Below are 13,812 nucleotides of genomic sequence, written 5' to 3'. Positions count from 1 at the left end.
ATCAAAACAACGTTATGGCCTCTCTAAAAACTTGGAAAGAAAAACCGACCGAACAAGAAGTTCAGAATTTAGTAGAAGAATTTTTCGCTTATTTAAATAAAGGCGAATTAGATAATGCAAAAAATATAGTAGACCATGTTTATGATGATTGGGAAGAATCTATCCATGTCATTTGGCGCGATAATTACTTGATTCACGAAAGTGCCGAAGATGAGTCTTTTGAAGGAAGAGAATGGATTAACAATTTAGAATGGACGCAGAATTTAGGAATTCTGGATGATTTTATGTGGTATGAAGAAAAAGGCAATTCAAGATATTTCGATGTAAGCGTAACTTATATGGATGAACCTTCTGGATTTGCCGCGCAATTTTATCTAGTAAAAAATGACGATCATTATGTTGTAAAAAGAGGATTAATAGACATGGCTTAATGTCTGTTTTTTAGCAATATAAAATCCGTATCATGCATTTGATACGGATTTTTTTTATTTCTATGTAAAATTAAAATCGTAAATTACTATAATTCCATCGATTCATAAAATAACGCTGTTTTCCCAATAACACTGGCATTTTTTAAATTTGTTTATCACTCAAAAGAAGCTTTTCTTTTATAAAAAATTACAGTTATGAGAATAGATCAAATAGAAATCAAAACAAACGATATTCAAAAAACAAAAGCATTTTATCAGAACATTTTCGGACTTTTCATTCTGGAAAATGACCCAAAATCGATAACATTTCAGGCGGGAACTTCCATTTTAAAATTTGTCGAAGATCCTTACTTTGATTCCATATATCATTTTGCTTTTAATATTCCTGAAAATCAGCTTGAAGAAGCTATTCAATGGTGCAAAGACAAAGTAGATTTAATTGTTCTTGAAGATAATAGTGTGGTTACTAATTTCGAAAATTGGAATGCGCATTCTATTTATTTCTTCGATCACAACGGAAATTTACTAGAATTCATTGCTCGACATGATCTTAATAATGAACAAGTTGGCGAATTCAACTCTGCTTCTATTTTAAACATAAGTGAAATCGGAATTGTTACCGAAAACCCGTTACAATTAGGAAATCAATTAATTGAAGAACACGGACTTCATTTCTTTTCTCAAAATACAAATACAGATAAATTCTCAGCCATTGGCGATCATGAAGGCTTATTAATTTTGGTTCAACCTACTAGAAATTGGTATCCAACTCAAATTCCTTCTGAAAGTAATCCGATTGAAATTACCCTCGAGAATAATGAAAATATAATTAACTTAAAATTTTAAATCTGCGGAATCTGCGAGAAAATTATTTTATAAACTCTGTAATTTTATTTCACGCAGATTTTAAAAAGATTTAAGCAGATAAAGCAGATAAAGCAGATTTTTTTAATCAAAATTAAATCTGCTTCAATCTGAAAATCTGCGTGAAATTTTTTTCTCCTCGCAGGTTTAGCAGATTTAGTGGATTTAGTGGATTTTTTATTTAAACCTTAAATAGTTTTCTAAAACTTCATTTTCTGAATTCGAACCGCATTCAAAATTGCTAAAAGTGCTACTCCAACATCGGCAAAAACAGCTTCCCACATTGTAGCGAGTCCGCCCGCGCCTAGAATTAATACAAAAGCTTTTACCACAAAAGCCAATATAATATTCTGCCAAACAATCTTTTTAGTTTGTTTTCCGATGTTAATTGCCATTGCAATCTTGCTTGGTTTATCATCTTGAATTACAATATCGGCAGTTTCGATTGTGGCGTCGCTTCCTAAACCTCCCATTGCAATTCCGACCGTACTTAAAGCTATTACGGGCGCATCGTTTACGCCATCACCAACAAAGGCAATTGTTTCGTTTTTAGCTTTAATTTCGTTTACTTTATTGACCTTGTCTTCTGGAAGCAAATCTCCAAAAGCTTTTGTTATTCCGAGTTTATCAGCCACAAACTGAACAACATTCGTTTTATCACCGCTTAACATTGTCAGTTTTACACCTAAAGATTTTAGTTTAGAAACGGTTTCTTTGGCATCTTCTTTTATTTCGTCAGCAATTGTCAAATAACCTGCAAACTTACCTTGGTAAGCAATTGCAATTGTGGTGTAAACTATTGTTGAAGGATTTATATCATACGAAATATTGAATTTATCCAACAATTTGAAATTACCTACATAAAGTTCTTTTCCATTGTGAGTAGCTTTTAATCCGTGTCCCGAAATTTCTTCAATATTTTTCAATTCTACCGAAGAATCAATTGTTCCAACATGATTGTGAATTGCCGTTGCCACAGGATGAGAACTTTTATTTTCTAAAACATTAACCAGTTTTAAAATTTCGTCTTTGTCAAATTCAGGTTTTATGATGACATCTTGAACTTTAAAAACACCTTCCGTCATAGTTCCTGTTTTGTCAACTACAACATTTTGAATCGTCGAAATACTGTCCAAGAAATTACTTCCCTTAAACAGGATTCCGTTTTTACTCGCTGCGCCAATTCCTCCAAAATAACCCAACGGAATACTGATAACCAACGCACAAGGACAAGAAATAACCAAGAAAACTAAAGCTCGGTACAGCCAATCGGTAAAGACATAATTGTCTACAAAAAGCATCGGAATCAAACAAATTGCAATGGCCAAATACACCACAATTGGCGTATAGATTTTAGCAAACTTTCTGATAAACAATTCAGCAGGCGCTTTTTTTGCAGTGGCATTTTGCACCAATTCCAGAATTTTAGACAGTTTACTGTCGCTGTAAGCTGTTGTAACTTTTACTTCGATAATAGTATTTCCGTTTATCATTCCAGCTAAAACAGAGTCGCCTTTCTTTTTAGTCGCTGGTTTGCTTTCGCCTGTTAAAGCTGCTGTATTTACAAAAGCAGAATCTGATAATAATTCGCCATCCAAACCTAATTTTTCTCCAGCTTTTAGCTGAATAATAGCTCCAATTTGAACGTCTTTGGCTTTGACTTTTACAGCAACATTATTCTCTAAAATATGGACCTCATCAGGACGCTGATCCAAAAGTTTTTTAATACTCGTTTTTGCTCTGCTAACCGCCATTCCTTGAAAGGTTTCTCCAATAGTATAAAACAGCATAACGGCAACACCTTCAGGATATTCGCCAATGGCAAACGCTCCAATCGTCGCGATGCACATTAGGAAAAACTCAGAGAAAACATCTCCTTTTACAATACTTTCGTAAGCCTCTCGCAAAACCGGAATTCCAACAGGGAGATACGCAATCGCATACCACACAATTCTAACATATCCTGTAAACCATTCTTGCGGAAAATAGTTATCAAAACCAATTCCGATAAGCAATAAAACAAACGATATTATTGATGGCAGAAATAGTTTAAAAAGCCCTCCTTCTACATTATGTTCATGATCGTGTTCTCCGTGATCGTGCCCGTCATTATCAGAATGTACAGGCTCGTCATGAGAACAGCAACAGGAAGTTTTGGCTTTATTTTTTGTACTTTTTACTTCTTTATCTTGATGTATCATTTTTGAGTTTCAAGTTGAAAGTTTCAAGTTTTAAAGTTCCTGAAACTTTGTTTTAAATAATGTCCTAAATTTAAGCAATTTGTATCGTTTTTTTGTCACAAAGACTCCGAAGACGCTAAGTTTTTTTTTCACGCAGATTAAAAAAGATTTAAACTGATTATGCAGATAATTTTAAATTAAATCTGCAAAAATTTCTCTTTCAATTGCCTCCAGCTTCAGCTGGAGGTTATTTGAATCTAGTGTGAATGGCTTCAGCCTAAAATCGCAAGTTTGGCTAAAGCCCTTTAAATTCTGCTATTAAACACCTCCAGCTAAAACTGGAGGCAATTCAAAAACTTTGCGAATCCACGTCTTGATGTCAATGAAAAAACTCAGTACCTCAGCACCTTAGAATCTTAGCATCTCAAAAAACTAGTGCGTATGCTCTCCTCCGCCCTTCATTGCTGAAAGCAGATAAAATGCGCCTTTCGTTACAATTTTAGCATTGGCCGGAATATCATTTACAAACTTAACTTCTGTAAAACCTAAATCGGTTGTTCCTGGAATTACTTCTACAGCTTTAAAATGAATTTCCTCTTCGTGAGCTTCTTCTTTTTCTCCCGCTGCGTGATCATGTTTTTCTTCTGAGTGTCCTTCTTCCTGAATGAAAACAAAATATTTATCTGCATTTCGAACTACGGCATCTTTTGGCAATGCAGGAACTGTCGCATTCACAATATTAATATTTGCCGAAACGTACATTCCTGGAATTAAACCTTTTGCATCTGCAGGATCGATTTTGGCGTGAACGGCAACGGTTTTACTTTCGTTAGAAAAAGATTTATTGATTCCGAAAATCTTTCCTTTAATCGATTTGTTGGATTGATTCGTTAATACAAAATCAATTACCTGACCAATAGAAATCGAACCTAAATCTTTCTCATAAACATTCAAATCCAAATGCATCTGACTGTTGTCAACGACTTCAAAGAGCGAAACTCCTGTATTGGCAAAAGCACCTTTCGCAATATTAATTTTCCCAACATAACCATTTATAGGCGAAACAATTGGCACAACCGATGTTGCTCCTTTTGTATTGACATGCAAAGCTTCTAACTTATTTTTTGCTGCCTGCGCACGGGCTCTTTCTGCAGCTAATTTGGCTTTTACTTCCTGAAAAGTCTTTCTCGGATTCACATTTTCATCACTCAACGTTTTCTGGCGATTGTATTCTAATTGCAGATATTCCACATTCGCCACAGCCGATTGATAATCTTCCTGCATTCCGATAACTTCCAGATTTTGAATGGTGGCCAAAACTTTTCCTTTGTTTACGAAAGTTCCTTCCAAAACAAAAATATCTTTTACCGTTCCGCCAATCAAAGTCGAAACCTCAGCAGAATTTTGCGGAGGAACTGTCGTGTAACCGTTTGCTTTGATAATTTTATTCAGATTTCGATCTTCTACAATACCTGTTTCAATTCCGACTGTTTTGTATTGAGAAGCCGTTAAAGCAACTTCTGTCGATGATTTTTCTTCTTCCTGCGATTCTTCAGCTTTCTTTTCATTGCAGCTTGTTATGGAAATAACCGCAAGGCACGCAAAGACAAAGCGCAAGGCACGCAAGGAAATTAGACTTTGCGTTCTTTGCGAAACCTTTGCGCTTTTTGCGGTTAAATAAAATATATTTTTCATTTTTAATTGTTTTTGATGGTTGGAAATTGAAGTTCGATCGCACTTTGATTGTAGCTGTGCGTTGCCTCTGCAAATTGTTTTTTAATATCAATTGCCTGATTTAAAAAACTGATATACGACCAATAACTCATATCGCCATTGGCATAACTTTTCTGGGCAGTTTCAATAATCTGATTGGCATATAGCGATCCTTCATTTTGGAAATATGCCAAATTCTTTAGCTGTTTTTCGAAATTATTTTTCAATTCTTCTCTTTGTAAATTCAGCATCAATTTGTTTTTATCTAAAGCCAATTGCGATTGCGAAATACTGATTTCAGCTGCTTTTGCTTTGGTTGTATTAACGCCTCCAAACAACGGAATCTGCAATCCAGCTGTAAATCCTTGAAACAAAGATTCTGTATTTATTGTCTGAGCAAAATAACCTAAACCGACTTTCGGAGTTCTCAAAGCTTTAAATGTTCCAGCTTCTTTTTGGTAAACTGAAATCTGCTGATTGTAAAAATCAGTCATCAAAGTCTCTGCTTTTGTGTTTTCTTGATTTTGAACAAAAGTGTATTGCAAAGCCGTATTTTGGTCAGGAACAATATTTTCATCGGTTTGAATGAAAAATTGCAATTGCTTTTGATAAATTGCCAAATCGTATTCTAATTGCGCTTTCTGCGTTTCGATTTCTTTTACTTTCGCTTTGGCACTGATAACTTCAATGTTCCCGCTTTCTCCTGTTTTAAAGCGCAGTTCAGCATTCTTTAGGAATTTCGTATAAATATCATTCAGTTCTGAATTGAGTTTCTGAATCGAAACGCCATATAAATATTGATAATACGCTAATGTCACCGCTTTTTCGATTTCATACGAAGACAATGCTTTTCGTTTTTCTGCCAATTTTGCCAATTCTTCCTGCAATTGTCGGTTGGCTTTTGTAATATTTCCTAACGGGAAAAACTGCTGCACCGAAACATTATGGTCGTAATCAACACTATTAAACTGACCTCCTTGATATTGCACTTGAAGCGGATCTGGTTGAAAAGCTGCTTTTTTAAGAACGGTTTGTTTTTCGATTTCTTTATCGGCAATTTTTAAGTCGATGTTGTTTGATTTGGCCAATTCTATTGCTTTTTCTAAGCTTATCGATTGCTGAGCGAATGTTGCTGTTCCTGCTAATAGAAATGCAACTAATCGCAATCCCAATAGCCATTTGAAGCAAAGCTTTTTCGTTTGATTTTTATATATTGAATTTTTCATTTTTATCATTTTTGTTTCACGCAGATTTTAAAAAGATTTAAGCTGATAAAGGCAGATTTTTGTTTATTATAATCAAATTAAATCTGCTTTGATCTATTTAGATCTGCGTGAAAAATCTTTTTTTGCCTCTCGCAGTAATAAATTATCTAATTATCAAATTTTCTCATTGACTAATTTTACCACGTTTTAACCTCTCCAGTAATAAATACAAAATCGGTAAAACAATTAAAGTCAATAAAGTCGCTGAGATTAATCCGCCGATTACTACGGTTGCTAATGGCTTTTGTACTTCTGCTCCGCCGCTTGTAGATAAAGCCATTGGCAGAAATCCTAATGAAGCTACGGCTGCGGTCATTAACACGGGACGTAAACGAGTTTTAGTTCCGATAATAATTCGTTGAAATGCATCTGAAATGCCTTCTGATTTTAATTGGTTGAAATACGAAATCAGTACAATTCCGTTTAAAACTGCGATTCCGAATAAAGCTATAAAACCAATTCCAGCCGAAATACTAAACGGCATTCCCCTCAGCGAAAGCGCAAAAACTCCTCCGATTGCTGATAACGGAATTGCTGTGAAAATTAATAAAGCTTGTTTAACACTTTTGAATGTGAAATACAGCAAGACTAAAATCAATCCTAAAGCAATTGGTAAAGCAACAGAAAGTCTTTTCGAGGCTTCAATCAGATTTTCGAATTGTCCGCCGTACGTTACGTAATATCCCGCAGGAAGTTTAAAACTTTTATCCAGTTTCGCCTGAATTTCTTCCACAACACTTTTAATATCTCTTCCACGGACATTTAATCCAACTGTGATTCTTCGTTTTCCGTCTTCGCGGATGACCTGCACAGGCCCCTGTTCGTATTCAACAGAAGCAACCTGAGAAAGCGGCACTTGCTGACCACTAGGAAGCGGAATAAACAAATTGCTTACATCCATAATGTCGCCACGATTGTCTTCGTCCATTCTTACTACAACATCAAATCGTTTGCTTTCGTCGTAAATCTTTCCCGCAACTTCTCCCGCAAAAGACGAACGAATGATTTGATTAATATCTGAAATATTCAACCCGTAAAGGGCGATTTTATCGTAATCGTATTTAATTGTGATTTGTGGTAAACCGGTCACTTTATCGGCTTTTAAATCTCCAATTCCTTCGATTCCTTTTATTTTGGAAATCAATTCTGTCGCTTTTGCATCTAGAATTTCCAAATCATCACCAAAAATCTTGATCGCAATATCCGATCGGCTTCCTGTCATTAATTCGTTAAAACGCATCTGGATCGGTTGCGAGATTTCGATATTAGCACCTGGAATAATTTCCATTTCTTCTTTCATGGCATTCGCCAATTCTTCCCAATTATGGTATTTGCCTTTCCATTCTTTTTTGTCTTTCAAAACAATAATCAAATCTCCGCTTTCAATCGGCATTGGGTCAGTTGGGATTTCACCGCTTCCTATTTTGGTTACGATAGTTTTAATTTCTGGGAATTTAGCTTTCAGAATCTGTTCGTATTTGGTCGTTGTTTCAACCATCTGCGTAAGCGAACTTCCAGTCATAATTGTCGCATTGATTGCCAAATCGCCTTCTTCAATTGTTGGGATAAATTCGCCTCCCATATTTTGGAAAATAATAAACGCCAAAGCGAATAATCCAACGGCAATAGAAAGAACGACTTTTTTAAACTCCAAAGCTTTTTTCAATAATGGCGTATAATGACTTTCTAACCAAGCAATCATGCGGTCGCTGAAATTTTCTTTGTGTTCTGTTTTTTTCGAAAGAAACAAAGCACTCATCATCGGAATATAAGTCAGCGAAAGAATAAATGCTCCGATAATGGCAAAACCAACTGTCATGGCCATTGGTTTGAACATTTTCCCTTCGGTTCCAATTAAAGCTAGAATTGGCAAGTAAACGATTAAGATGATAATTTCACCAAAAGCCGCACTATTTCTAATTTTTGAAGCCGAATTATAAACTTCTTCGTCCATTTCTTCTTGCGTCAATTCTTTTTTGTTTTTGAATTTCTGCAGATGATGCATCGTGGCTTCAACAATAATGACGGCTCCATCGACAATAATTCCGAAATCTATGGCACCAAGACTCATCAGATTTCCGCTTACGCCAAAGGCATTCATTAAAATCACTGCGAACAACATCGCTAACGGAATAACCGAAGCTACAATTAGTCCCGCACGAAGATTTCCTAGGAATAAAATCAAGACGAAAATCACAATTAAAGCTCCTTCTAATAAATTCTTAGCAACGGTTTTAATAGAATTCTCTACGAGTTTTCCTCTATCAATAAAAGCTTCGGCAACAACTCCTTCTGGAAGGCTTTTGTTGATTTGCTCCATTTTTTCGTGAACACGATTTACAACAGCGCTTGAGTTTTCTCCTTTCAGCATCAAAACCATTCCTGAAACGATTTCCCCTTTTCCATCTTTTGTAGATGCTCCGTAACGCAATGCAACACCTTCACGAACTTGCGCTACATTTCGAACCAAAACTGGCGAACCATTTCGGTTTTTTACCACAACATTTTCAAGGTCTTTTACGCCTTTTGCCATTCCGACACCGCGAATGAAATACGTGTATTGATCTTTTTCTATATAAGCTCCACCCGTATTTTGATTGTTTTTTTCTAAAGCGTCAAAAATTTCGGTAATCGTAACGCCCAAACTATTGAGCATATTTGGATTTACGGCGATTTCGAATTGTTTTAATTTTCCACCCCAAGTACTTACTTCTGCAACACCTTTAATTCCTTGCAATTGCGGAATAATAATCCAATCTTGGATGGTTCGAAGTTCAACTGCGCTGTATTTGTTTTCATAGCCTTTTTTGGCGTAAACATCATATTGGTAAATTTCTCCCAATCCTGTAGAAATTGGTGCCAATTCGGGAGAATTTACATAATCAGGAATATTTTCTTCGGCTTCTTTTAAGCGTTGAAATATCTGTTCGCGCGCCCAGTAAATATCTACATCGTCTTCAAAAACAACGGTTACAACCGATAATCCGAAACGGGAAATACTACGCAACTCGATAATATTAGGAACAGTTTTTACAGCTCTTTCTAGCGGATAAGTAATTAATTGTTCAACTTCCTGACTTGCCAACGTTGGCGCAGTCGTTATAATTTGAACCTGATTATTCGTAATATCAGGCAGTGCATCAAGAGGTAATTTCTTAAGCGAATAACTTCCCCAAGCAATAAGCACAAGGGTAAATAATAGTATAACGAATTTGTTTCGTATACTAAATTGTATGATTTTATCTAACATTTGAATGTATAATGACGTGAGAAATTAGACAATTAAATTGCCTGTAAATGTGTGGAAAGTCCACAACTCTCTCGCCCGTTTTCGATTTTTATCGAACAGGCTCAATCATTATGCTATCTGAGGCGGTTGCCAAATACTTCCAAAGAAATCGGAAATAAAAACAGAATTATAATTGGGTAAAGAAATTGAAATTTGAGTGTAAGCTTTAGGAAATTCGAAACTTACAGCAGAATGGTAACTTAAAACTTGTGCACCGCAGCAATTGCAAGCACAGAATGGAGAACATAAATCATTGTCTTTATCGTGCGAATGATTGTCTTCTGAAGCAAACTGAGCTGTTTTATGCATAGCGCTGTTTACTTCCATATCTGCACACGGCATATTGGAAAGTGCCAGCAGGTAAATCGACAATATGATTGTTATCCATTTCACAGCTGTAAAAGTACAATTTATTTTTAATTTTTCCATTGAACTTATATTGATAATCTTAAAAACAATGCACTTCTTAACTGTCTGAAAATTATTTCATTAGTTTTTAATTTTCTTTAAAAATTTTGTTGGAAGTAAGAAAATTTAGTTAACTTTAACAATAATTAACAATTATTTAAGTCCAAAATTTAATCCTAAAAAACACTTTTTCTATACGCCAAAAAAATAACAGAGATTTCTTTAAGCACATTAGTACAATTTATTTTTCGCAGTTTAATTAATTAATTTTAAATACTCTAATCAATGAAATGTAAGACACTAATATCAGCCTCTTTATTATTTTTCAGCATACAGATTTTCGGGCAGGTTTATACCGATAAAATTGTAGGAGAAAAAAATCAACCTTTAAAAGACAGTCTTAAAATAGAAGAATACCCATATGCTCTTCCTATCTGGGGTGAAAAGGTAGCTCAAAAGGGTTACAAGCTTCCTTATTCTGCCGGAATATCTGTCAATTATTTTTGGCAGGATTCAGAAATTGTGATCAACAATCTTCAAGTTGGCTTCAATAATGGCCCAAAATATAATCTGGATGAAATTGTACGATTTGATAAATCACATGTAGAAGCAGGTGCATTAACAATTCGACCTGACATTTGGCTTCTTCCTTTCTTAAATATTTACGGAATCTTTGGAAAAGCAAATACCGCTACCAAAATCAATGCTGGAATCTGGATTCCTGATGCCGACAATAATTGGTCGGAAGTTGCAAAATTCAATACTCAAGCCAATTTTGACGCTACTACTTTTGGTATTGGTATGACACCTACAATTGGTATTGGCGGAGGCTGGTTGGCACTTGACATGAATATGGCATGGACTGATATTAGCTCACTTGACAAACCTGCTTTTTCTTATGTCTTTGGACCAAGATTAGGTAAGACTTTTAAACTTCAGAAAGAAAGAACAATTACAGGATGGGTCGGTGCCTTTAGAGTTCATATTAATGGTGACACAAATGGAAATTTACCCCTTTCTGATTTTATCAATTTAGATGATGCACAAGCTAAAGTTGATAGCGGTTTAGCAAAAGTAGCCGAAAACCAAACCAAAGTAGATAATTGGTGGGATGGCTTAACTCCTGCCGAGCAAAAAAAACCTTCGAATGTTGCGAAACATAATACGGCCAACAGAGCTTTAGAAAGTGCTGGAACTATTTTAGGCACTCTGGATGATGCCTTAGCGAGAGGTGCAGATTCGTCTGTACAATACTCGCTTCAAAAGAGACCTAAAGACATGTGGAACTTTATTATTGGTTCTCAATACCAATTTAACAAACATTTTATGTTTCGTGCAGAATGCGGTTTCTTAGGAAGTCGTACTCAGGTTCTAGGAAGTTTTCAATACCGTTTTGGACTTTAATTCATACTTTCCATGAAAAAAGGTTTTCTAATCTTTGTCACTTTTTTTTGTATTACTTCGGCGCAATCACAAGTCTTGATTTCCTTGATTTTTGGAGACAAACTCAATTCGGAATTTCTGGAATTTGGTTTGGAAGGTGGCGTGAATTTTTCTACCATTTCAAATATGGGATCTTCTGCTACAAATCCGGGTTTCAATCTTGGTTTTTATTTTGATTTAAAGTCAAGAAAAAACCCTGCTTGGATGATCAATACGGGAGTGATTGTTAAATCGCCTATGGGAGCGCAAGATATTCCAGTTTATTCCTTAAACGATCAAAATCTGGACAATACTTTTGCAGGCGGAAGCGTAAATCGTGAAATTCGTTATTTTAATGTTCCGATATTGATTAAGTATAAATTCAAAAATAATATCTACGTTAAAGCTGGGCCTCAATTTGGTTTGCTTGCTAAAGCTTTTGACGAATTTAAGAATGAAATAAATAATGACGATGTTATTTATAAGAAAAACATCCGAGATCAGATTCATGTTATTGATGCTGGACTTGCATTTGGAACCGGATATCATTTGAATGTTGGAAATGGTTTAAATTTCACCGTTCAATATTATTACGGATTAGTTACTGTAATGAAGGGCGATGGCCCAAATAACCAATTCAATAGATCTTGGTACATTACTGCGGGAATTCCAATTGGCAAAGGAAAAGCAGCAAAACGAAGAGCCGAACAAGAAGCTGAATTCAATAAAGTAATTCTTCCTGAAGATGAAAAGAATTAAAGATTTTAGATTGAAGATTAACGATTTTTGATTTCAGATGTAAGAGAAATCAAAAATCGTTAATCTTCAATCTAAAATCAAAAATCGTTAATCAAAAATCAACAATATTAATTTCCTTTATAAATTGAAGAATTTCATCAGTACTTAAAACAAAATCGGGAGTGGTATGCAAAATAGCGTTATTAGGCATAAAAGGCATATCAGCAGAAAGCGGACTTTGTACTACACTTATTCCGCCAGCTGCCTGAATCGCTCTTAATCCGATTGTTCCATCTGAATTGGAACCCGAAAGCAAAATTCCGATCAAATGATTGCCATAGATTTCTGCAGCAGACTCAAAAGAGACGTCTATACTTGGTCTGCTGTAGTTTATCTTTTCTGAAGTATCTAAAGACAGTGTTTCATTTTTTTCGAATAATAAATGATAATTTGAAGGCGCAACATAGATAAATCCTGCTTCAATTTTTACTTTATCCTCTACTTCTTTTACTCTTAATTTTGATTTTAAAGCTATTAAATCTTCTAAAGTTTGTTCGTCTGTACTTTTTCTGTGAACGACAATTACAATAGCAAAAGAAATTGGTTTTTCTAAAAATGGCAAAATTTGCAATAATGCCTGCAAACTTCCTGCTGAACCGCCAATTATAACTACTTTACAATCTTTTATTCTTTTATTTTCCTCCATATTTTCTCTTTAGCAAATTGCTTGTATTTGGTTTGAGATATAGAATATTTAATAGTTTCTTTTGTTCCAAGAGCTAAAAACCCTAAAACAGATAAGCTATCATCAAATAAGTTAACGACTCTTTTTTGCAGATTATTATCAAAATAAATCAAAACATTACGGCACAAAATGAGGTCAAACTCGTTGAATGAAGTGTCTGAAACCAAATTGTGCTGTGAGAAAACCATTTTTTCCGAAAGATTATCACTGAACTTCGCAAAGCCGTAATTCGCAATATAATAATCTGAAAAGTCCTCTTGTCCGCCTGCATCACGGTAATTATCTGCATAATCTTTTATCATTCTTAAAGGAAAAATACCGCTTTTGGCAGTTTCCAAAACCGATGCATTTATGTCTGTTGCATACAATATCGATTTGTGCAACAATCCTTCTTCTTTCAACATGATGGCCATAGAATACACTTCTTCTCCCGTAGAACAGCCTGCGTGCCAAATACGGATAAAAGGTTTGGTTCCTAATAAAGGAAGGACTTCTTTTCTTAATGTTAGATAAAATGATGGATCGCGAAACATCTCGGTTACATTAACCGTAATTTCATCAATCATTCTTTTACAATATTCAGGATCGGTACGGACTTTAGATAAAAATTCATGAAAATGCTTAAATCCATCTAAATAGAAAACCCGGCTTACTCGTCGTTTAAGTGAAGCTCTGGAATAACTTCCAAAATCAAAACCATAATATTCGTAAACATCATTTATAAGAGTTTCTAATTCAATATCTTCAATCATAATTC

At 35.0% G+C, this 13,812-nt stretch carries 11 protein-coding genes; 4 read left to right on the top strand and 7 right to left on the bottom strand.

Annotated elements, in window-relative coordinates; all coding sequences use genetic code 11:
- The first annotated feature begins 14 nt into the window (after positions 1-14).
- Together QLQ96_RS14790 and QLQ96_RS14785 are read left to right on the top strand one after the other, a co-directional pair.
- Entirely contained in the window at positions 15-431 is a 417-nt protein-coding gene (locus QLQ96_RS14790; RefSeq protein ID WP_482491374.1) for a hypothetical protein, read from the top strand.
- Positions 432-626: 195 nt separating this feature from the next.
- Positions 627-1,277 carry a VOC family protein gene (locus QLQ96_RS14785; protein ID WP_482491373.1) on the top strand — a complete coding sequence of 217 codons (651 nt, stop codon included), beginning with the start codon at positions 627-629 and terminating at the stop codon, positions 1,275-1,277.
- Positions 1,278-1,495: 218 nt separating this feature from the next.
- On the opposite strand, the gene QLQ96_RS14780 is transcribed toward QLQ96_RS14785, so the two are convergent.
- The 5 genes from QLQ96_RS14780 to QLQ96_RS14760 all read right to left on the bottom strand — a co-directional run bounded on the left by QLQ96_RS14780 (position 1,496) and on the right by QLQ96_RS14760 (position 10,171).
- A complete protein-coding gene (locus tag QLQ96_RS14780) occupies positions 1,496-3,496 on the bottom strand; it encodes a heavy metal translocating P-type ATPase (RefSeq protein WP_482491372.1) in 2,001 nt (666 codons plus the stop codon).
- Positions 3,497-3,907: 411 nt separating this feature from the next.
- Entirely contained in the window at positions 3,908-5,170 is a 1,263-nt protein-coding gene (locus QLQ96_RS14775) for an efflux RND transporter periplasmic adaptor subunit (RefSeq protein ID WP_482491371.1), read from the bottom strand.
- Positions 5,171-5,172: 2 nt separating this feature from the next.
- On the bottom strand, positions 5,173-6,414 hold the full coding sequence (locus QLQ96_RS14770; RefSeq protein WP_482491370.1) for a TolC family protein: 1,242 nt from the start codon (positions 6,412-6,414) through the stop codon (positions 5,173-5,175).
- 163 nt (positions 6,415-6,577) lie between these two features.
- Positions 6,578-9,703 carry an efflux RND transporter permease subunit gene (locus QLQ96_RS14765; RefSeq protein WP_482491369.1) on the bottom strand — a complete coding sequence of 1,042 codons (3,126 nt, stop codon included), beginning with the start codon at positions 9,701-9,703 and terminating at the stop codon, positions 6,578-6,580.
- Positions 9,704-9,811: 108 nt separating this feature from the next.
- Positions 9,812-10,171 (bottom strand): DUF6660 family protein, encoded by a 360-nt coding sequence (locus tag QLQ96_RS14760; RefSeq protein WP_482491368.1) that lies wholly within the window; start codon positions 10,169-10,171, stop codon positions 9,812-9,814.
- A 264-nt stretch (positions 10,172-10,435) separates the two neighbouring features.
- On the opposite strand from QLQ96_RS14760, the gene QLQ96_RS14755 reads away from it, so the two are divergent.
- Both QLQ96_RS14755 and QLQ96_RS14750 read left to right on the top strand, forming a co-directional pair.
- Positions 10,436-11,554 carry a hypothetical protein gene (locus QLQ96_RS14755; protein WP_482491367.1) on the top strand — a complete coding sequence of 373 codons (1,119 nt, stop codon included), beginning with the start codon at positions 10,436-10,438 and terminating at the stop codon, positions 11,552-11,554.
- Between the two features lie 12 nt (positions 11,555-11,566).
- Positions 11,567-12,331 carry a porin family protein gene (locus tag QLQ96_RS14750; protein WP_482491366.1) on the top strand — a complete coding sequence of 255 codons (765 nt, stop codon included), beginning with the start codon at positions 11,567-11,569 and terminating at the stop codon, positions 12,329-12,331.
- Between the two features lie 91 nt (positions 12,332-12,422).
- Here the strand turns inward: QLQ96_RS14750 and QLQ96_RS14745 are convergent, their stop codons facing one another.
- Both QLQ96_RS14745 and QLQ96_RS14740 read right to left on the bottom strand, forming a co-directional pair.
- Positions 12,423-13,016, bottom strand: coding sequence for a chemotaxis protein CheB (locus QLQ96_RS14745; protein WP_482491365.1), 594 nt, complete (start codon positions 13,014-13,016; stop codon positions 12,423-12,425).
- Positions 12,995-13,807 carry a CheR family methyltransferase gene (locus QLQ96_RS14740; protein WP_482491364.1) on the bottom strand — a complete coding sequence of 271 codons (813 nt, stop codon included), beginning with the start codon at positions 13,805-13,807 and terminating at the stop codon, positions 12,995-12,997. The genes QLQ96_RS14745 and QLQ96_RS14740 overlap by 22 nt, the downstream gene beginning before the upstream one ends.
- Positions 13,808-13,812 lie beyond the last annotated feature (5 nt).

It is taken from the genome of Flavobacterium sp. B167r (genome assembly GCF_056824315.1).
This window is presented reverse-complemented; position numbering and strand designations above follow the sequence as displayed.